The organism is Dyadobacter soli (assembly GCF_900101885.1).
GTDB classification, from domain to species: domain Bacteria; phylum Bacteroidota; class Bacteroidia; order Cytophagales; family Spirosomataceae; genus Dyadobacter; species Dyadobacter soli.
In genome coordinates, this window is sequence record NZ_FNAN01000017.1 from 23,375 (window position 1) to 44,339 (window position 20,965).

Annotated in this window: 13 protein-coding genes; 4 read left to right on the forward strand and 9 right to left on the reverse strand. The window is 52.0% G+C overall.

The window, feature by feature from the left end; all coding sequences use genetic code 11:
* Window positions 1–35: 35 nt before the first annotated feature.
* The 3 genes from BLQ88_RS25520 to BLQ88_RS25530 form a co-directional block, all read right to left on the reverse strand.
* Window positions 36–1,124 carry an efflux RND transporter periplasmic adaptor subunit gene (locus tag BLQ88_RS25520; RefSeq protein ID WP_090155783.1) on the reverse strand — a complete coding sequence of 363 codons (1,089 nt, stop codon included), beginning with the start codon at window positions 1,122–1,124 and terminating at the stop codon, window positions 36–38.
* 15 nt (window positions 1,125–1,139) lie between these two features.
* Window positions 1,140–2,390 carry a TolC family protein gene (locus tag BLQ88_RS25525; protein ID WP_090155786.1) on the reverse strand — a complete coding sequence of 417 codons (1,251 nt, stop codon included), beginning with the start codon at window positions 2,388–2,390 and terminating at the stop codon, window positions 1,140–1,142.
* A gap of 327 nt (window positions 2,391–2,717) precedes the next feature.
* Entirely contained in the window at window positions 2,718–3,416 is a 699-nt protein-coding gene (locus tag BLQ88_RS25530; RefSeq protein ID WP_374754772.1) for a response regulator transcription factor, read from the reverse strand.
* A gap of 222 nt (window positions 3,417–3,638) precedes the next feature.
* Here BLQ88_RS25530 and BLQ88_RS25535 point away from each other — a divergent pair, with 222 nt between their 5' ends.
* The 3 genes from BLQ88_RS25535 to BLQ88_RS25545 all read left to right on the forward strand — a co-directional run bounded on the left by BLQ88_RS25535 (window position 3,639) and on the right by BLQ88_RS25545 (window position 6,081).
* Window positions 3,639–4,577, forward strand: a complete 939-nt coding sequence (locus BLQ88_RS25535; RefSeq protein ID WP_090155788.1) for a GNAT family N-acetyltransferase — start codon at window positions 3,639–3,641, stop codon at window positions 4,575–4,577.
* A 196-nt stretch (window positions 4,578–4,773) separates the two neighbouring features.
* Window positions 4,774–5,109, forward strand: a complete 336-nt coding sequence (locus BLQ88_RS25540) for a YciI family protein (RefSeq protein ID WP_090155998.1) — start codon at window positions 4,774–4,776, stop codon at window positions 5,107–5,109.
* 72 nt (window positions 5,110–5,181) lie between these two features.
* A complete protein-coding gene (locus BLQ88_RS25545; protein WP_176885101.1) occupies window positions 5,182–6,081 on the forward strand; it encodes an RNA polymerase sigma factor in 900 nt (299 codons plus the stop codon).
* On the opposite strand, the gene BLQ88_RS25550 is transcribed toward BLQ88_RS25545, so the two are convergent.
* From BLQ88_RS25550 to BLQ88_RS25560, 3 genes are all read right to left on the reverse strand, one after another.
* Complete coding sequence (locus tag BLQ88_RS25550; RefSeq protein ID WP_090155790.1) at window positions 6,071–6,880, reverse strand: alpha/beta fold hydrolase; 810 nt, start codon at window positions 6,878–6,880, stop codon at window positions 6,071–6,073. The two genes, BLQ88_RS25545 and BLQ88_RS25550, sit on opposite strands and share 11 nt — an antisense overlap.
* Window positions 6,881–9,248: 2,368 nt before the next feature.
* Window positions 9,249–11,108, reverse strand: coding sequence for a cytochrome c peroxidase (locus BLQ88_RS25555; RefSeq protein ID WP_090155792.1), 1,860 nt, complete (start codon window positions 11,106–11,108; stop codon window positions 9,249–9,251).
* Window positions 11,109–11,184: 76 nt separating this feature from the next.
* Window positions 11,185–12,654 (reverse strand): hypothetical protein, encoded by a 1,470-nt coding sequence (locus tag BLQ88_RS25560; RefSeq protein WP_090155794.1) that lies wholly within the window; start codon window positions 12,652–12,654, stop codon window positions 11,185–11,187.
* A gap of 358 nt (window positions 12,655–13,012) precedes the next feature.
* Between BLQ88_RS25560 and bla the strand changes: the two genes are divergently transcribed.
* Window positions 13,013–13,897, forward strand: a complete 885-nt coding sequence (bla, locus tag BLQ88_RS25565; protein WP_090155796.1) for a subclass B3 metallo-beta-lactamase — start codon at window positions 13,013–13,015, stop codon at window positions 13,895–13,897.
* Here the strand turns inward: bla and BLQ88_RS25570 are convergent, their stop codons facing one another.
* The 3 genes from BLQ88_RS25570 to BLQ88_RS25580 form a co-directional block, all read right to left on the reverse strand.
* Window positions 13,898–15,802: an ATP-binding protein gene (locus BLQ88_RS25570; protein ID WP_176885102.1), complete on the reverse strand. Its 1,905-nt coding sequence runs from the start codon at window positions 15,800–15,802 to the stop codon at window positions 13,898–13,900.
* 359 nt (window positions 15,803–16,161) lie between these two features.
* A complete protein-coding gene (locus BLQ88_RS25575; RefSeq protein WP_176885103.1) occupies window positions 16,162–17,889 on the reverse strand; it encodes a RagB/SusD family nutrient uptake outer membrane protein in 1,728 nt (575 codons plus the stop codon).
* 14 nt (window positions 17,890–17,903) lie between these two features.
* Window positions 17,904–20,915, reverse strand: coding sequence for a SusC/RagA family TonB-linked outer membrane protein (locus tag BLQ88_RS25580; RefSeq protein ID WP_229212860.1), 3,012 nt, complete (start codon window positions 20,913–20,915; stop codon window positions 17,904–17,906).
* Between the last annotated feature and the right edge of the window lie 50 nt (window positions 20,916–20,965).

Genomic DNA, 20,965 nt, shown 5'->3' on the forward strand with positions numbered 1-20,965 from the left:
ATGAGTTTAACCGTGAACTCATAGACTCCTGAACTTCATTGGCTTAATGCATTGTAAATCAACAGCTGCCCCTTCGACACGACCTGCTCGCCGTCGGCCAGCCCGCTGCTGATGTAAGCGCGTTTGGAGAGGTTGCGGAAAATGTCCACGGGCCGGGCTTCGATTTTGCTTTTGCTGGTGAAAACGAGTACCCAGTTTTTGCTTCTGTCAAAAATCACCGCTTTGGACGGTATCGACTGCATCCGGGTGTTTTCCTCGAAATTGAGGGATACGGTGGCGTGCATTTCGGGTTTCAGGCGGTAGCCCGCATTGGATAGCTGGATGCGGATCTTCATCGCGCGCGTTTCCGGGTCGAGTACATTGTAGATCTTGTCCACTTTCCCGTTAAAAACTTCGTCCGGGAAGCTGATCGTCTTGATATCCGCAGGCATACCCACCCGGATTTTGGGAATATCACTTTCGTTGACATTCGCCATTACCCATACGTCCGAAATCTGGCCGACGGTAAACAAGCTCTCGGCATTGTCCGACCGAAGCTGGGTACCGCGGTTTATGTTCTTGTCAATAATAAAGCCGTCGATGGGCGATCGTACTACATAACTGGCTGATTTTGAAATACCATAAATTGCAAATACCTCCTTCACGCGATCGAGTTCGGCCTGCGATTTATCTACTATCTGACGGGCCGTGATCACCTCGCGCTCGGGTACGAGCTTGCTCTCGAAAAGGTCTTCGGTAGACGACAGGTTCTTCCGCGCAATCAGCAAATCCGATTGTGCCTCAATCATTTGCCGCTCCAAATCAGCCACTTCGCCCGAACGGATCGTGGCCAATTCCTGGCCTTTGCGCACGTGGTCGCCCAACTCCACTTTCACATCCTCCACATTCCCGCCCACGAGCGGGAACACGCGGATCACCCGGTTCTCGTCCGGCACTACCTTCCCTACCAATGTCAGCTCGTTGCGCACTGTTTCCGTCACCACGGTATCCAGCGCGATTTCCCTCATCATCGAATCGGAAAGCATAAATGCCGTGGATTCTTCCTGCGGGCGGGTTTGCTTCTGACAGGACGTAGCCCACACGGCCACCATTCCGCCCAGAATGGCAATAGCTATTTTTTGCATGTGTTTTTGATGGTTTTAAAAGCCGAATAATTCCTCCCCGACGACAAAATTCAGTTCCTCGTAAACCTTAATGCGATCGGATTGCAGCCGGTTGAACTCCCGGATGCTCTCGTTGTAGGTTTCGATAAAGTCGATAAACTCGAGAAGGGTAATGTTTCTTTTCTGGAAATTGTCGTACATGCCCCGGTTGAGCTGCGAAAACTGGTCGGTAAAGCGGTCCTCGACGCTCCGATACGTATTCTCAGCTACGATTACCTTGTTCCAGGCCGCATTCACCTCATTGCTGATACTGTTCCTTTTGGCATTTTCCTGCGTTTTGAAATAGCTGATACCACTTTTGGCCGCCCGGATATTTCCCTGGTTCCGGTTGAAAAAAGGCAGGTCCATTGCCGCGGAAATACCGAGGTAATGGTTTTGGTAGTTGCTTGCCTGGTCGTACACCGCGCCTACCTGGACATTCGGTTTTGCCAACGCCTTTTGCAGCGTGTAGTTCAATTCAGCCTGCTTTACGGCCGACTCGGCTACTTTCAGATCCGTCCGGCGCACTAATGCGAGGTCTCCCAGCTGCTCCAATGTCTGTGCCTCAACGTGGTACCGTGCCATTTCCAGGCTGTCCACGACCGGCATTACATAGGCTTCGCTGTTGAAGTAAATCCGCAGGTCGCGCTGATTTTCAGTTATTTCAAAAAGAATATCCGCCCGGTTGTTCCGTAGTTGAAACAGCAATGCTTTCAGCCTGACCACTTCTTTCAGCGACACATTGTTCCGGCCGTATTCTTTATCAAAAGCCTCCACCGTAGTTGCCAGCGTACCAATCTGATTATCCATCAGTTGCAAGGTCTGCCTGAGGAAATAGGTTTCGAAAAAAATCTGCCGGAGATCGAATTTCAAAGTCCGCGCGAGGTCGAAAAATTCCAGCTCGGTTTTTCGTGTGGTCTCCACGTCGAGCGCCACCTGCTTCGTACGCTTGCCGGCGCGGGTGATGACCTGTTGCAGGCTGACAAACTTCTGCCCTCCCCGGCCCACATCCAGCCATCCTCTCGACGGGTTGTAAGCGCTCAATTCGACATTCAGATTAGGGTTATCCCAAAGTTTGTCCTGGATTTCGGCCGCCTTCGCAATGTCGATCTGATAACGTTCGGCGAGCAGGGTCAGGTTGTTTTTCAAAAAGAGACTGTCCGCCTGCCGGACAGTCACTTTGAGGGTATCCTGCGCCTGTGACACAATGCTCACACAGGCCAGTAACCCGATCAGGTAAAATCGCATAACTCTTGTTTTTGACTTTGCAAAGATTGGGAAAGTCCACGTCCGGGCCACCATTTTTGCATTTAGAAAATCGTTAGAAGTAAATTAGAAGAAAATTAGAAGAGGGTAATTAGAGAGGCTATTTAGCTAACTATAAGTCATTTACGTAATCAGGTTGGGCGTAGTTTCTAACTACGTCCGAGCGGACGCCGGTCTCTGACCGGCTTGCATGATGTTGCGGTCAGAGACCGCATGACGCTCGGACGTAGTCACAGACTACGCCCAACTTCGCCCCAACTGCATGCCCCAGCTGCATGCCCAATTCACGCCCGATAGCATGCCCCAAAATCACCCACCAACCATCAGCATATACCCCAGCCCCGGCCTGGTCTGGATCAGTTTCACATCAAAATCCCTGTCAATCTTCTTGCGCAGGTAGTTAATGTAAACCTCCACAAAATTCGTCCCGGGATCAAAGTTCAAATGCCAGATGTTCCGGGCCAGGTCCATCTTGGAAATGATCGTACCCGGATTAAGCAGGAAGTATTCGAGCAATGCAAACTCCTTGGCTGTCAGCCCGATGAACTTTCCGGCGCGGGTTACCACTTTGGTATCCACATTCAATTGCAGATCGGCGATAGAGAGTACCCTCTTGCCCGCATCCTCATTTCCAATATCCGAAAGCCGCAATGCCGCGTTCACCCTGGCCATTAACTCCCTGAAATCAAACGGCTTAACAATGTAATCCGTCGCACCCTTGCCGAGTCCTTCGACCTTATCCTCCACCTCGCCGTAAGCGGTGAGCATGATGACGGGCAACACCGGCTTAAACTGCCTAATCTGCCTGCAAACGTCGAAACCATTCATTCCCGGCAGGTTAATGTCCAGTAAAACGAGATCATACCGGCCTTCCAGCGCCATTTTCTTGCCTTCCAGCCCGTCACGGGCGATCCCGGCATCGAAATCTTCCGATTGTAAAACCCTGTAAATGTTCTGCGCAATACGCAGGTCGTCCTCGATAATGAGTATCGTTTTCTTCATCTTCATAGTTGTTCCTTTCAGGTTTGCGTCAAAAAGAAGAGGCAGGCGTAATGCAAAGATTGCCTGCCGGCATTTGGAACACCGACCGAAAGTGATTAGATTTTAATTAAATATCGACGCAACATCTATTATTTGACTAAAAATCAGATAGTAATAAAAAAGCAAGCTACTAGCTGCAAGTTTAAACCCCAAAACAACCGCATTAGCATATACGTAACTTAAATTTAATTGGAGAACCCGATCATCATCCGCCAAATGCAAGTCGCCGACATACCGTTCGGAATGCAGCTCGTACAACAGGCTGGCTGGAACCAGCTGGAAGCCGACTGGCACCGTGCGCTCGCCCTCCATCCCGAAGGTTGCTTCCTCGCTGAATTGGCCACAGGGGTGGCGGGCTCAGGAGCGCCTGTCGCAGGAGCGCCGGCCGCAGGGCCGCCTGTCGCCGGAGCGCCTGTCGCCGGTACGCCTGCCGCCGGAGCGCCGGTCGGAACAGTAACGACGTGCATTTTTGGCAGGGTGGCTTGGATTGCTATGGTGCTGGTGGATATCGCGGCGCGGAACCAGGGCATTGGTCAGAAGCTGATGGAGCGTGCTATAAGCCATTTGGACGATCTCGGGATCGACACGCAGCGACTGGATGCTACGGTTTTGGGAAAAGGGCTTTACGAAAAACTCGGGTTTCAGGAAGAATATGAAGTGGTGCGAATGAAAGGTATTGCCAAAATGCACGGCGGCCTCGACGACGAGGCAATGCCCTGGACACAGGAAACGTCAGTCCCTCCCATCCTCGACCTCGATTTCCGCATTACCGCTACCCGCCGCGAACCGTTCCTGAATGCGCTGCTGCGCTCCAATACATTTTACTACTCCATGTTCGAGGACGACCTCGCGTACGCGGGTTCGCGCAAGGGCCGCAATGCGGTACAGCTCGGTCCGGCTATTGCGTCCACACCCGAAGCAGGTCGACAGATCTGTGACGCGATGTTGCATCATTTCAATGGCCTGCCGGTATTTGTGGATATTCCGGCACCCAACAAAGCAGCATTGCGCTGGGCAAAATCGAACGGATTGGAAGAACAGCGGCGGTTTGTGAGAATGTATAGGGGCCAGAAATTAAATGATACACCGGAGTCTATGTGGGCTAGTTCGGGTCCTGAAAAGGGCTGACCGAAGGGCTTTTGTTCACTAAAAAAGAGCAGACGAAACGCCTGCTCTTTTGTTTTTGGATGTGAAGCCGTTGCTTACACTTGACATGGCATAGACGATCGACTTGCGTTTTTGTTACAATCCGGTTTATTTGAAATTGCATTGTCCCCGTCCAAGGCCCGCGATCGTCAAAGGGCAAATCAAACCAATGTATATCATGAAAGAATTTGCATTAATCTTCCGACTAGACAATCAGACAGACTTCCGCCCCACACCCGAGCAGATACAGGAGCGCATGAACTGGCTCGCGGGCATTGCCGCGCAGAACAAGCTCGCCGACAAAGGCAATACGCTCTCGAACGAAAGCGCCAAAACGGTGTATGCGGATAATATAGTAACCGATGGCCCGTTCACCGAAATCAAGGAATTCGTGAGCGGCTACGTAATCGTCAAAACCGATACCATCGACGAAGCAGTGGAACTCGCTAAGGCCAATCCGATCTTCAAAATAGGTGGAAATATCGAGGTGAGGGAAATTGTACAGCGTAAGTAAATTCGCATTCATGGCTGACAACAACCCGCATTCGATTTCTCCGTCGAAACCATCGCCGACAGTCAGCTCGCCATGATATTCGCGGTGTGCAACCCCGCCAATTCTCCCGAAAGCCAGATCAGCCTCGCATTGCAGATCCTTTGCGGTTTCAGTGTTGCCGAGATCGCAGACGCGTTTCTTTCCAAACCCGAAACCATTAAAAAACGGCTACTGCGGGCGCGTGCCAACCTGAGAAACGACCGGTTCCAGACAGGTCCGCTGCTACCCGCAGAAGTGCAATCGCGGCTCGATGTGGTACTTCGCACGCTGTACCTGCTGTTCAATGAAGGCTATTTTTCCAAATCGGGCAATATCCTCATCCGCAAAGACCTTTGCTCGGAAGCCATGCGCCTCACGCATATGCTCGCCGAAAACCCGCTTACCAATGCGCGGCAGGTGCAGGCATTGCTGGCATTGATGTGCTACCAAAGTTCAAGATTTGACGCCCGCCTGAACGACCATGGCCATACCGTGCTATTCGAGGCGCAGGACCCAAATCTGTGGGACCGGGCGCTTATCGACCGCGGCAATTATTACCTCGTCAACGCATGTTCGGGCAATGCGGTCTCCAAATACCACATCGAGGCCGGCATTGCCTACTGGCATACCACGCCGCCCGAAACGGTGAAATGGGCGCATATCCTGCATTTGTATAACCAACTCATCGTCACCGAATACTCCGCCGCGACGGCGCTGAACCGCACATTTGCCTACGCGAAAGTATACGGCAACGAGGCCGGACTGGTAGAAGCCGAAAAGCTCGGACTAAACGGCAATACCTACTACCACGCATTGCTGGGCTACCTTTACACGCCGCTTTCTACCACGCAAGCCTCGGAACACTACCGCCGGGCCATCGAACTTTCCAAGTCTCCCGCCGAAGTACAGACGCTCGAACGCGAATGCGCGCGGCTCGCAGGTGTCACGCAGTAACTTTCGCTTCCAGCACGCCGTCGATCACCTCATCCAACGCTTCATTCAGCGCCTTGGGCGATTCGAGCATCGGGTAATGGCAAGTTCCGGCGATCTCGATCAATGCATAACCATTGACTGCATTTTTCTCCAAAGCCTCCACATTAGTAGGCATATAGTTGACATTAATGAGGTTCATTTTCGGCCTCAGCGACGGCAGCACTTCCCGCTCGATCTGGTCCATCATGAAAAATTGCGGCAAAGTTTGCTGGCCCATCGGCTCATACGAATTGCGGTAGGCGGCTACTACTTTATCGGTAATCCATTGCGGCGTGTCCGGCGTGAGGAGCACCATGCGGGCATAATGCTCGTTGGTATCGGCATAGGCTCTCTTGGAGCTTTCGATGATCTCCTCCACCTGACTATCGTACTCGGCGGGAAGCGGCGTCGCAAGGTTTTTGAAATTATCCACCGCGATAAAACCGATAATCGGATCGGGATAGGTAGTTGCGGCTATCAGGATCAGGTTCGCACCGAGGGAATGGCCCACCAGGATCACATTTTCGAGATGCAATTCCTTAATGAGGTTAACCACGTCGTCCGCCATACCCCGAAGTGTCCATTCGCTTCGGCTTGTGCCCGATTCGCCGTGGCCCGCGAGGTCCATCGTCACGACTTTGTATTTCTCCTTGAAAAACGACACCTGCTCTTTCCAGTAGGTCTGGTCGATAAAAGAGCCGTGGACAAAAAGCAACGTCGCGGGGCCGCTGCCGTAAATGCGATAACTGATTGGCGTACCATTGCTGATGATCGTTGTCATAGGGTTGTTTGTTTGAAGTGAATATTAATTTCATTCCAAATAAATAGTGCCTGAATGACAACCTATTGTCAGTAATGGCAAAAAAGTTGAATTAAATGGCGATCGTGAGAACCGTCGTTAACGTTTGGTTCGACAAGCACAATGAAGCCCGCGCGAACGGCAGCAGAGGCGCGCAATATTCGTCGTTACGTGCCTGGCGGCATTTGCATATCTTCCGAAAATGCGGGCTGCTACCAATGTTACATCGCTAACGCGATTGGGCATCCATCATCAGCAGTGCCGTCAGGCACGAAACGTTGGTAGCGCCACAGCACATACCCTGCACGAACAGTAGCAGAGGCGCGCAATATTCGTCGTTACATGCCTAGCGGCATTTGCATACCTTCCGAAAATGTGGAGTGCTACCAATATTGCATCGCTGACGCGATTGAGCATCCATCATCAGCAGTGCCCTCAGGCACGAAACATTGGTAGCGCCGGCAGCGCATCAGCGCATTTGAAATGCCGTCAGGCATGTAATGGCATAGCGACGTAGGAGGCTCCGCCGGAGCCATAATAGCGAGAATCACAATTGCTACAAACAGGGGGCCGCTCTGCGGCAAATTCATCGCGGAAACCACAATTGCAATAAACAGAGGGCCGCTCCGCAGCGAACGGATAACGAAACCGTTGTCTAATTACCAATGATGATCGCCACGCAGATACGCCCCCGCATGACAAGCGCCAGCGGCGCGCAATACTTGTCGTTACATGCCTGGCGGCATTTGCATATCTTCCGAAAATGCGAAATGCTACCAACATTACATCGCTAACGCGATTATGCATCCATCATTAACAGTGCCGTTAGGCACGAAACATTGGTAGTAACGCAGCGCATTTGAAATGCCGTCAGGCATGTAACGGCATATCGAATGTAGGAGGCTCCGCCCGAGCCATAATATCGAGAGAATCACAATTGCTACAAACAGGAAGCCGCTCCACGGCAAATTGATCACGAGAATTCAATTGTTGTAAAAACTGAAAGCCACCCGAACGAATAAATCGCAAAAAACATTGTCTTACATCAAAATCTTCCCCGCGCATATACTACCCTGCACGAGCGGCAGCAGAGGCGCGCAATATTCGTCGTAACATGCCTGACGGCATTTGCATGCCCTCAGAAAATGTGGAGTGCTACCAATATTACATCGCTGACGCGATTGAGTATCCATCATTAACAGTGCCGTCAGGTACGAAACATTGGTAGCGCCACAGCACATACCCTGCACGAACAGCAGCAGACGCGCGCAATATTCGTCGTAACATGCCTGACGGCATTTGCATATCTTCCGAAAATGTGGAGTGCTACCAATATTACATCGCTAACGCGATTAGGCATCCATCATTAACAGTGCCGTTAGGCACGAAACATTGGTAGCACCAGCAGCGCATCAGCGCATTTGAAATGCCGTCAGGCATGTAACGGCATAGCGAACGTAGGAGGCTCCGCCGGAGACATAGCATCGTGAGAATCAAAATTTCTATAAACAGGGACCGTCTGCGGCAAATTGATCACGATAATTCAATTGTTGTAAAAACGGAAAGCCGCCCCAACGAATGAACCGCAAAAAAACATTGTCTTACATCAAAATCTTCCCCGCGCATATACCACCCTGCACGAACGGCAGCAGAGACGTGCAATATTCGTCGTTACATGCCTGACGGCATTTGCATACCCTCAGAAAAATGTGGAGTGCTACCGATATTACATCGCTGACGCGATTGAGCATCCATCATCAGCAGTGCCGTCAGGCACGAAACGTTGGTAGCGCCACAGCACATACCCTGCACGAACAGCAGCAGAGGCGCGCGCAATATTCGTCGTTACATGCCTAGCGGCATTTGCATACCTTCCGAAAATACGCAATGCTACCAATATTACATCGCTGACGCGATTGAGCATCCACCATTAACAGTGCCGTTAGGCACGAAACATTGGTAGCACCAGCAGCGCATCAGCGCATTTGAAATGCCGTCAGGCATGTAACGGCATAGCGAACACAGGAGGCTCCGTCGGAGCCATGACATCGCGAGAATCATAATTGCTATAAACAGGGGGCCGCTCTGCGGCAAATGCATCGCGGAAATTAGAATTGTGACAAACTGGACGCCGCTCTGCGGCAAATTCATCGCGAAAACTACAATTGCAAGAAACAGAGGGTCGCTCCGCAGCGAACGGACCACGAAAACGACGTCTAATTATCAGTGATGATTGCCACGCAGATACGCCCCGCACGACAAGCGCCAGCGGCGCGCAATACTTGTAGACGACGATGGATGCGGATTATTTGGCAAAAATTTATACAGACGCGTCGATAGTCACCACGCGTCACAAAATTTTCATAAAAGCCACGATTGCCCTTTTTTCAGGATCGGTTAGATTCAGTTTATCAAACGGCAGCGTCTGATTATCCAGATTAAAACCTAAACCATTCCCACCTCCCTGATCGTAGAAATCTACCACCTCTTCCAACGTTTTGAAAACGCCGTTGTGCATGTAGGGGGCGGTGAGCGCTACGTGGCGGACGGTGGGGGTTTTGAAGGCGTAACGGTGCGGTTCGCGTTTGGTGAGGACGAATTTACCTACGTCCGGGTCGACGGTTTTGCCTTCGGGGGTGGCAGGCGTACCGAGTACTTCACTTTCGGTTTCGAGGTATGCGGGCGGCACAGTGCCGTTGAAAAGCGGGAAGAAATGGCAGGTAGCACATTTGGCCTTACCCATAAAAAGGTTGAAACCCGACATTTCTTCGATGGTCAATGTGTTTTCAGGACCGCGGAAATGGCGGTCGAGGCGGGAATCGAGGGATGAAAGCGAGCGGATGTAGCTGGCTATGGCGTTTTTGAGGTTGCTTTCGGTGATGCCGTCGGAATAAGCTTCTTCGAAAAGTTTCTGCGACGCGGGCTGCTTGCGCAATGCGGTCACAGCTTCCGGGAGCGAGCCGTGCATTTCATCGGGATTGCGGATCACGTCGCTGGCCTGGTCTTCGAGGAAGGTTACGCGTGAATCGGCGAACTGAACGGCTTGGAATGACGCATTAAGCAAGGTAGGCGCATTGCGGCTGATGCGGGCACCATTGAAACCGATGGCGAAACTCTTTGGCTCGCCGTCGGTAAATGCTTTGTCGGGTTGGTGACAGGTGGCGCACGTGCGGCCCGCGTTGTTGGATAATATCGGATTGAAAAACAGCATTTTACCTAACTCTATGCGTTGGGCGGTCATGGATTGTTCTTCAAAGTTGATGAAGTAATTGGCATTGAATGCGCCCGAGTCCGTAAGCGTACGTGCAGACGCGGATAGCAATCTTTTTTCAGTAAAAACAGGGATACCCAGCGCCTTCTGCGCATCGAGCAACCTGCTGCTGAGCGGATTGGCGTATTGCTTTATAAATTCCAGCCTGTCAAATGCATTGAAATCCGGGGATTGGCGGATATAACCGATGGCTGCATTGAAAGTACTGTCGAGACGGGCGGCTAATGCATTGTTCGCATTTCCAGTAGTGTAATGAGCCAGCTGGTGTTGCATACCCGCGAGCGCCGAGGCTACCTCAGGCAACGAGTGAAATGCCACAGGCGAATCGAAACCGGTAATCCCCATCGATACAATGCGGAAAACTTCCAGCCGCATGGCATCGAATACGTGGCTGTCGGTGAGGTCGTTGGTATCCGAAACTTTCCGCAACCGGTTCACATTGGCGCGGATGACATTAGCGGCATGCAGCATGTCGGGGTAAGCATCCGTCGCGACATCAGGAAATACCATTTCTTCCAAAACCTGAAAACCTTGCGGCTCATTCACACGCAAATCGTCGTCTACTTCCGGGATGTTCGGGCCGTTGAGCGCGCGCGTGGTTTCGGGACTGTAATAGGCCGAGATAAACTCCACCCGCTTGTAGGCAAGGCGCGCGCGCTTGAAGGATTCCTGAATGGCAGCCGGTTGTTTTGCCCGGATATCGGCCTGCAAGCGGCTTACGGCGCTGTCGAGCGATGTGATACTTTGCATAAAAGTATGCTTCACCGCCCCGGCAGGTGCCTGGTTTGAATGATCGGTGCCCGGCTTGGCAGGCCTGGGGCCCGTCAGCCACCAGATCAGGCAGACGATCAGCGGGATGACGATGATCAGGAATATCGAAAAAAGCAGCCTTCTATGGCGATAAACGAATGAATTGGGGTTACGCTCGAATTTCAGCATAATGCAGGGTGGGTATTATTTCAAAAGGAAAACTCCTGGCCCGAAAATTCCGGCCAGGAGTCTGAAAACTATGTAATTAACGAGGCAGACCTTCAATGAGGATCAACTGGCTGGCCTGATTCTCCGATTTACGGACAGAGCCGCCATCGACTCCTTTGTATTTATCACCGCGCCATGTATGCGCCTGAATGCCGAGCATAAATGTGTTTGGACGGCCGGTAACATCCGACACGTCGATCATACCGCTGCTTTCCCACGAACCGAATGCAGAAGTGCCGCCTACATTGTATTTGGCCGCATCAGCCTCGGTACGACGGTGATCGATTTCAAGCACCGGGGTCAGTTGTTTGGTATTGAGATTAAATTGATATACATAGCCATCATGCTTTTCGTCGCCGTAACCATTCGGGTCTTCCATGATGTACACGTAGTCGAAAGTCGCGCAAACGTTGTCCGGGTTCTGGAACGTCTTGGCAATGCCGGTACGATCGTCGCCATCGAGCAATACTTCGAGTTTGCCTTTGGTAGGATCGTTCGCATTAAGTATCACGCGGTAAATGCGTCCGTATTTCGAACGGGAATAATCTGCATTCACACCGCTGTTATCCTGACCCGTTACGGCGAAGATCACCTCGCGGCCCTGCTCGGTTCCACCCTTGCGGTAATCCACATCTTCCACACGTCCGAATTTGATCGCTTTCAGATCATTCACTTTGCTGTTGATCTGCGCGCCGGTCAATGTTTTGTGGTTATCGATTTTGACAAACTCCACATCATACATGGAGCCTGGCGTCATGTCCATTTCCTTCTGGTTGTTATCGGCGCGTTTCAGCATGTAAAGCGAACCGTTGTCGAGGTCGCCCACCGTATTTGACAAATACATAGCCACCTGACCGCCATTCACATCCGAATCGTCGTCACCGATTACGACCACCGTTTTGCCCGGATAAGCAGTTTTAGGAAGCGGAACCGCATTCTCAGCGCTCCAACGGCCCAAACCAGCTACCTCGCGGGAAATATTTGCCTGGCTCACATTCGCGTCCACGTCCAATGCGTGTGTGCGCGACTCCTGGCCGCTTTCGCCGGAAGTGAGGAACACCGGGCCGAAACCATGCTCGGCAGGCGTTACCAGCGTAGCCGAGCACAAACGCCAGGTACCTCCGTCGGAATTGAGCACATACTCACCTTTCACAGGCTTGAAACCTTTGTCGAGGGTAATGCGCGACACGGCGAAATTGTCCTCGTTATTCACCAGGATCGTGTAGTTACCATCGGCGTTCTGGATAAGTCCGGCGCCATCGGCAGATCCGCCGAAAACGTAGGCCGGCGATTGTTCGAGCTGGTCGTCGCTGCTCAGCAGTGAGTAAAGTTTCACATTGCCGGCAGAGATGCGGCCATTGGTAGCGCCCGGAAGCAATTTGGCGAGCACAGGCGTTACCGAGCGGTTTTGCAGGGTAATGTCAGGGCTGTTCGGATCGCGGTGGTCCGTACATGCACCCAATGCAAGCAGCCCGGCCAATGCGGAATAAGTAAATAAAGGTTTCATGGTGAAGATAAACTGAGTAGTGAAATAGATTTCTACAAAGTACAGCCATTCACTTTTCGCGGAGTTTACGTAGTTATTATCAGTTTGTTAAGAAGCGGTGTCGCGGTGACCGACGGCCGACCGCCGACCGATGACCGCCGACCGCTTGTGGCCTGCGGCCTGACCATCGCCTGCGGCTGGCCATTGCCTTCGGCTGACCATAGACCCTATTCCAGATTAACCATGGTCGATGGTAAGGCCGAAGGCCCATGGTCGGCGCAGCCATCGGCGGTCGGCGGTCAGCGGTCGGCCGTCCGCCGTCCACTCCGTTGCATTCCCGCCCCCGCGACTCTATCTTTGCCCGCTTACCGCCATTTCTATGCCAAAATTTCAAAAAACACTCATAACGACATTCCTTGCCGGGGCGCTGCTTACGCCGTTCGCTTCCGATGCACAAACCAAAACCTATAAACTACCGTATGTACAGGCCGACTGGTCGAAAGATTACCGGCCGTTCCGCATTGCCGGAAACCTGTATTATGTGGGTACTTACGACCTGGCCTGCTACCTCATCGCAACGCCCCAGGGACATATCCTGATCAATACCGGCCTGGAAGGATCGGTACCGCTCATCCGGAAGCATGTGCAGGCATTGGGTTTCAAATTCGAAGACATCAAAATCCTGCTCGCCACACACGCGCATTACGACCACGTGGCCGGGATGGCGGCCATTAAGAAGGCCACCGCTGCCAAACTAATGATCCAGGAGAAAGACGCCAAAGCCATGGCCGACGGCGGTGCTTCCGACTACGCGCTGGGCAGCCACGGCGCCAGCTTTGAGCCCGTAGAGCCTGATAAGCTATTGAAAAACGGGGAGGTCGTTAAATTGGGCACTATGCAGGTGAAGCTATTGCACCATCCGGGCCACACGCCGGGCGCGAGCAGTTTCTCATTCATGGTCCGTGATGAAAAGCGCGCCTATAAAGTCTTGATCGCCAATATGCCGAGCATTCTGGACGAAACCAAACTGTCGGGAATGCCGGGTTATGCGGAAGTGGGGAAGGATTATGCCAAAACGCTGGCGGTTATGAAAAACGAGCAGTTCGATATCTGGCTGTCGTCGCACGCAAGCCAGTTTGGCCTTCATGAAAAACACAAACCCACCGATCCTTATCGCCCGGAAGCATTTTTCGACAAAGCCGGGTACGACAAGGCCCTCGCCAACCTCAAAAAGAGCTACGACGAAAAGATCAGGAATAAATAATCACGCGGGAGAGAATGAATTGACGTTCTCTCCCGGCAAAAAAACATAAAATGTAGTACCTCTCTCCTCCTCGGTTTCGAACCAGAGTTTCCCGCCGTGCGCCTCCACAATCTGTTTTGAAATATATAAACCCAAACCAAATGCCTGCTCGCCGGCGGTACCCGGCCGCTTGGAGGTCGTGAACGGGTCGAAAAGGTTGGGAATGGCTTCTTTGGGAATGCCGAGGCCGTGGTCTTCCACCGAAATCGTGACGCCATTGTCGGTTCGCTCCATATCGACCCGGATGGTCTCGCCTTCCGGACTGAACTTGATCGCATTCACAATCAGGTTGTTCAAAACACGCAGCAGTTTTTCGGGATCGGCATTCACGATGGCTTGCGAAGGATCATCGAGGACGAGGCGCTGGTTCTTTTCGGCGGCGCGGAATGTAAGCAGGGTTACGGCGTGATCGAGGAAAACAGGGAGATCAACGGGCTTTTTGTTCACTTCCGTTTCGTTGAAATCGAAGTCGGTTTGCAGCAGGTCGCTGATCATGTGCAGGCAGGTTGTGCTCGACTCCCGGATCAGCTCCACGTACTGGCGCCCCTCTTCCGCGGTGGTGTCGTCGTCTTGCAGCAATGAACACAATGCATTGATGCCGCCGATGGGATTGCGGAGGTCGTGGGCCACGATTTTGATCAGCCGCGCGTAGTTCTGGTTGCTTTTTTCCAACGCGTCGGTAGTCGATTCGAGCTGCCGGAACTGCATGGTCAGCACGCGGTTGGTCTTTTTGCTCAGCTTCCAGTTGCGCCACAGTACGATAATGCTCAGCAATGTCAGCACGCAAACCGCCACGGCCAGCGTCAGCATTTCCGAATTGTATTTCGATTTCAATTGAGCCGAAATCAACTGCTGGTCCTTGACCGCGTATTCAATGTAATCGATCCCTGAAACCCGGTCGATTTCAGCCTGCTCCTCGGACAGTTTCAGCAATTTCTGACTATATACAAATGCTTCGGCATTCTCCTTCCGGCCCTCATAATAGCCGTAAAGCTTCCTGCACACGTCGCGTGCGTACATGCGATAATTCTTTTGCTCCGCCAGATCGAGCGCCTTGTTATAAAACCCGATCGCCCTGACGCGGTCTTCGGCGAGGTATTGGTCGCCCAGGTCGATCAGAAGATCCATACTGAGGTAATTCAACTGCAATGCGAGCGTTTTATCGAGCGTCTCTTCCAAAAATGCCAACCCCTTCTCCCGCTGGCCCGCCTCGATGAACTCGGTGGCCCGGAGCTGGTCGATAGCCAGTTCGAGACGGACATCGCGGTACTTTTCGGCAATGCGGTAAGCCCGGTCGATCAGCGTTGTGCGACGGTTCCGGCTGAACTTCTGAGGATATAGCAGAATGTAGTTGTAAATGACGATCGCCGTAATGGAGTCATGTTCGATGCGGTCGCCAAGTGCCATGGCCCGATCGTAATTGGACTGCGCCTTGTCGTCCCGCCCGCTCACATTATACACCGAACCGATGTTCATGAGCGTCTGCACGATGTTCGACGAATCGCCCAGCGATACATACTGGTTATACGCATCATTATAATAGCGCAATGCGAGCTGGATATTGCCCTTGATATCGAACACGACACCGAGGTTATTGGTGGCATCGGCACGGCCCTGGGCGTAGTCGTTCCGGTAGGCTATTTGCCGCGCCTGCAATGCATAGTAGAGCGTACTGTCCGCATTTTGTTCGTAAAAAAGAAGGGAAATCCGGTTGATAACGTCGACGTAATTTGAGCTATCGCGGATGGCAGGGAGGCTCAGCTGCAACTCACGGATCTTGCCCACCTGCGCCCAAGCCGGCCGGAGCGGCCCGAGGATCATCACCAAGCCAATGAAAACCCCTCTGATGTAACAGGTTAACGTCATAATAAGTACCGAATCACTCCGAATAAATATTACAAACTTTCGATTTAAATGCAAGAAAAATAAAAAATGCGCCCTTTTGAGGCGCATCCACCGTCCCGGGCCGCAGGATTTATCCCGCAGGCCCTGTGACAGTGTTCAGTCATCGGTTTTAGTTAATTTTTTTAATCAATTCATAGATTCTATCTCTTCATGATTCTATTTCTTTATGATTCTCTCTCTCTTCATGAAATTCTATCTCTTCATAAATTGCTATCTCTTTTCCCGTCGACTTAAGTCGACGGCAATTCATAAATGAATCTGAGATTTACAATTGATATCTATGATTTTATCCCCTAGCCGTCGACTTTAGCCGACGGAAATTAATAGCCAGGATTTTGTTTCAGTTGCGGCGACGAGTTCAGTACCGTTTGTCCGATCGGGAAGATCTCGGTGTGGTTGTCGGCGTCGGCAGTTTTGTCCCACCAGGTGCCTTTGTTGAACACGCCCCAACGGATCATGTCGGTACGGCGGCGGCCTTCCACGAGGAATTCACGGCCCCATTCGTCGATCATTTCCTGGTCGGTGAGCTGGGTACCGTCGGCTTTGTAAAGACTTGGAGATCCGGTCGGGTAGTTACGCTTACGCACCGCATTGAGCAACACCGCTGCGCCGGCCTTGTCGCCTGCCCGGTATTTGCATTCAGCCAGTGAATAGTAGATTTCCGCGAAACGGATCTCCGCATATGCCGAAGCAATCTTGTTCAGGTCGTCGCTTGGGTAGAACGGATATTTCACAGGGAAGATACCCGAATTGTTATCCGCATTGTTCATGTTCGAAACCTTGTCGGCGATCGGTGTACCTGGTTTCGCATCGAGGAACTTGCCTACCTGGTCACGGAAATACAATGCGTACGGGCCTTTGAAACCACGAACCGTGTCAGGCTTGCCTGCCGAATTGGTGTAGGTCAAATAGCCATGCAGGAACATTCCCTCGCGCTTGCTGTTGCCCAGGTTCTTGTATTTTTTCAAGCGAACGTCATCCGGATATTTCTGAAACTTCACGAATGGCTTGCCCAATGCGTGCGGGTATTCTTTGCCGTCCACGTCTAGGCCCGGCTGCATCGCGTATTTAGGGTTTGCATTACCGAAATCGGTGAAACCGAAATAGCTCGGCGCCAGGTTTGGCAGCATCCAGAAATACATTCCGCCGTCATACTGCCAGTGCGTAAGCCCGAAACTGCCCGGGAAGCCGAAAACGGTCTCTTTCGAAGTAGCATTGTTATAATCGAATGGCGCATCCCAGCGCGATTCGAGCGAGTAAGTACCATATTTGCCGTCGATCATTTCCTGGCAAAGCTTCGCGCAGTCCGCAAAACGGTCGGTACCCGTGTACACCTTCGAGTTGAGATACAACCTAACCAGCAAGGAAACTGCCCCGCCCTGCGTCCAGCGGCCTACCGCATTGGCGCCGAGGCTCTGTACCGTCGGCAATTTCGGCAGCGACTCTTTCAATTCGCTTTCAATGTACGCAAATGCCTCCTGCGGCGTCACCTGTGACCCTCCGGTCGTTTCGCCCTTCACCTTCGTCACGATCACGATGTTGCGGTAGAAATCGAGCAGGCGGATGTTCAGCCAGGCGCGAAGTGTGCGCAACTCGGAGATCATACCGTCGAGTTCAGCCTGGGTCATCTCGAATTTCGAAGGATCTTTAATGCCCTGCAAATCTTCCAGCGAGTTGGTCGCGAGCGTCACGCCGCCGTACAATGCATTCCACGGATCAGCCGTGAAGCCGTCGTTGGGCGTCCAGGTGTGGTAATGCACGCGCTGGAACTGGCCGCCGTCGAACCAGTCGCCCTGGCGGTTTGGCGTCATGATCTCATCAGAGCTGTTTTCCTGCAACATAAACGTGCTGCCGCCCTGAATGCTCCAATAGCTGTGTTCGAATGCACGGAGGAAGTCGCGGGTAACGTCTTCACGCGTTTGGAGGAAGTTGTCGGAAGTGATCCGGTCGAAAAGTTGCTCGTCGAGATTGGTACAGCCCACCGTCGTAAGCAACAGCATCCCTGCCCCAATCTTCGATGTATATTTTAATAGATTAATGCTTTTCATTGTCTTTCAATAAATTAGAAGGTAAGCTGAACGCCCAGCAATAGCTGTGTGGTCGACGGGTAGTAATCGAGCGTACCGTTGTTATCGTTGTTCTTGTTCACGCCCGGGTAAAGGCCGTTGACGTTGATCAGGTCGGGATCGCCGCCGGTAAACTTGGTGAAAGTCGCCAGGTTGCGGGTAGTAGCGTAAATCCGCACCGATTGCAGGAATTTGGTCTGAACCGGCTGGGTATAGCTCAAAGTCACGTTATCCACTTTCAAGAATCCGCCTGATTCGAGGAAGTAATCCGACAAAGTCGAATAGGTCGTAGGGCTGGTTAGTTTCGAATACTTGCTGCCGTCGTAGGCCGATTTCAGCACGTTCGCATTCTCTTGCGTCGCAGGCGTACCTAGGTAGAATGCATAGGTATTGAACAACTTATAGCCGAACGAACCGCGCAGGAACACACTCAGGTCCCATTTTTTGTATTTGAAATTATTGGAAAGACCCATTGTAAACTTCGGCAGACCGTTTCCTACAAACTGCTTGTCGTCGTTCGTAGCCTGGTTGCCGGCGATCACCTCGCCTTTTTTGTTATACACCAGCAATGCACCCTGGTCGTTCACACCTGCCGATTTGAGCGCGTAGAAGCTACCGATGCGGGTATCTTCCTGCAAGCGCTGCAAAGTACCCGGGCTACCCGGCGCAGGCATACCTACCACGTCCACGTATTTCTGGCCTTTGAAGAGCGCGTTCGAGAAGGAAACGAACTTGTTGTTATTATAAGCGCCTGTGAAACCGAGGTCGTAAGTAAAATCACCTTTGCGGATCACGGATGCATTCAATTGCAATTCCACACCCGTATTGCGCATGGTTCCTACGTTCGCGAAGGTCTGTCCCTGAATGTTCGGCGGGTTGGATACATTATAATTACCGAGCAAGTCGCGGTTGGTGCGGATGTAGTAGTTCAAGCTACCCGAAAGCCTGCTTCCGAAGAGTTCGAAATCCAGACCGGCGTTGAAGTTCGCCGCTTTTTCCCAACGCAGGTCATAGTTGGTGTTCTGGCTAGGTCCCCAAACCTGGTAGTTGATCCCATTATACAAATAGTAGCCGTAACCGCCGTAAGTATCGAGCGAAAGGTAGTTACCAAAATCCTGATTACCCGTTTCACCATAATCCGCCCGTACTTTCAGTTCGTTCAGCCAGGAAATGTTTTTCAGGAAACCTTCCTGCGTGGCACGCCATGCCACCGAAGCCGCCGGGAAGTAACCCCACTTGTTGGAAAAACCGAATTTCGAAGAACCCTCGCGGCGCAAGCTGGCCGAGAAGTAGTATTTCTGGTCGAAATCGTAGTTCAAACGACCGAAGAATGCGATCAGTTTAGACGAGTTTTTGTAAGAACCAACATTGTTAATGCCTTGCTGCAAGTTCCACAAACCGCTACCCAGGTTATTGTAAGTCAATACATTGGAAGGGAAGTTCTCATTCTTTGCATTGAAACCCGATGATGTGAAATACTGGAACGAATATCCGCCCAACACCTTCACCGAATGCTTGTTCAGATCGAGGTAATAGTTACCGATCCACTCGAAGCTCTTCTGGTCGTTTTCTTCCAAAATCTGCTCTCCCGTGTTGCGCTTGCTGCCGTTGATGACGGTCGTAAGGTTCGAAGGCGTAAACAGGAACCTGCGCATCGAAGAGTTCACCTCGCCGATGGTCACCACGGTATTCAGATTTTCAAGGATATTGATTTTCGCGGAACCGTTCATGTCCAGGAGCTTGTACTCGCGGTCGGCTTTTACGCTCTTGGCGACTTCAACCGGGTTGTTAGCAAAGAATCCGGAAGTCAGATAAGCATATTTACCGGTTGAGTCGCGCACGTTGAGCGTCGGGTTCAGGGTCAGTGCGTAGTTAAATCCGCTGTAATCGGCATCGCTGGTTTTGGTATAGCGGGGCGCGGCGGAGAAAGTCAGTTCGACGAGGTTATTGGCCGTTTTGTGGTTGATATTGATCCGGCCGCCGTACTCGCGCTTAGCCGAACGGAGGTCGAGACCGTTCGCATCGCGGTAGTCGAGCGAGGTGAAATAATTGGTCTTACCATTACCGCCCGAGAATTGCAGGGTATGCTTGTGCGAGAACGACGGATTGCGCTTCACGGCGTTCATCCAGTTGGTGTTACCGCCAAAATCCACCCCACGCTTGTTGCGCAGGAACTCATCTTTCGAAAGCACTTCCAGCTGGTTGGTAGCCCAATCGAAGGTCGTATAACCGTCATAGAATATACGCGAATTTTCAGAGCCCTTTTTGGTCGTAATCACAATCACCCCGTTGCTGCCGCGCGTACCGTAGATAGCCGACGCCGCACCGCCTTTGAGGACGTCGATTGACTCGATCTCGTTCTGGTTGATGTTGTCGATATTACCGCCAGGCACGCCGTTGATGACAAACAATGGCCCCAAGCCTGCGCTACGTGAAGACGCCCCGCGCAACTGGATGCTGGGCGAAGAGTTCGGATCGGCCGCAGAAGTATTGGTCACTGAAAGCCCCGCTACCTTGCCCTGGATCGCCATCAGCGGGTTGTTACCGCCCACGCGGAGCAGGTCCTTGCCCGAAAGGTGCGTAATAGCACTGGAAACCTCCTTTTTGTTCAACGAACCGTAACCGATCACGACTACTTCGTTCAATTGCTTCTGGTCTTCGGCGAGATTTACATCAATAGAGGTTTTGCCTGCAAGCGCGATCTCCTGGCTTACATAACCTACATTCGAAATCACGAGTGTAGCATTGGCATTGCTCACTTCCAGCTTGAATGTCCCGTCCACCTGCGAGACCGTACCGTTGCTGGTACCCTTTTCAAGAATAGCCACTCCCGGTAAAACATCTTTGGAATCCCGGATTTTACCGGAAATTTGTACGGTACTCTGTGCACTGGCTTGCCAGCCCGAAAGCAGCATGAGCAGGCAGCCCAGCCATGCGGTTGCCCGCGTAATGGAATGTCCAACCGGCATAAGGCGTGTACCCCGGCCGGTCGATTTGTATAATTTCATTTTCATCAAGGATTGTTAGGTGAAAAGCTCCGCAGCGTTGTTACTTTTTA

Bases quoted from the DNA above. Each gene is read 5' to 3' on its own strand.
- BLQ88_RS25520 (WP_090155783.1), bottom strand. From the start codon at position 1,124: ATGCAAAAAATAGCTATTGCCATTCTGGGCGGAATGGTGGCCGTGTGG.
- BLQ88_RS25525 (WP_090155786.1), bottom strand. From the start codon at position 2,390: ATGCGATTTTACCTGATCGGGTTACTGGCCTGTGTGAGCATTGTGTCA.
- BLQ88_RS25530 (WP_374754772.1), bottom strand. From the start codon at position 3,416: ATGAAGATGAAGAAAACGATACTCATTATCGAGGACGACCTGCGTATT.
- BLQ88_RS25540 (WP_090155998.1), top strand. From the start codon at position 4,774: ATGAAAGAATTTGCATTAATCTTCCGACTAGACAATCAGACAGACTTC.
- BLQ88_RS25545 (WP_176885101.1), top strand. From the start codon at position 5,182: ATGATATTCGCGGTGTGCAACCCCGCCAATTCTCCCGAAAGCCAGATC.
- BLQ88_RS25550 (WP_090155790.1), bottom strand. From the start codon at position 6,880: ATGACAACGATCATCAGCAATGGTACGCCAATCAGTTATCGCATTTAC.
- BLQ88_RS25555 (WP_090155792.1), bottom strand. From the start codon at position 11,108: ATGCTGAAATTCGAGCGTAACCCCAATTCATTCGTTTATCGCCATAGA.
- BLQ88_RS25560 (WP_090155794.1), bottom strand. From the start codon at position 12,654: ATGAAACCTTTATTTACTTATTCCGCATTGGCCGGGCTGCTTGCATTG.
- bla (WP_090155796.1), top strand. From the start codon at position 13,013: ATGCCAAAATTTCAAAAAACACTCATAACGACATTCCTTGCCGGGGCG.
- BLQ88_RS25570 (WP_176885102.1), bottom strand. From the start codon at position 15,802: ATGACGTTAACCTGTTACATCAGAGGGGTTTTCATTGGCTTGGTGATG.
- BLQ88_RS25575 (WP_176885103.1), bottom strand. From the start codon at position 17,889: ATGAAAAGCATTAATCTATTAAAATATACATCGAAGATTGGGGCAGGG.
- BLQ88_RS25580 (WP_229212860.1), bottom strand. From the start codon at position 20,915: ATGAAATTATACAAATCGACCGGCCGGGGTACACGCCTTATGCCGGTT.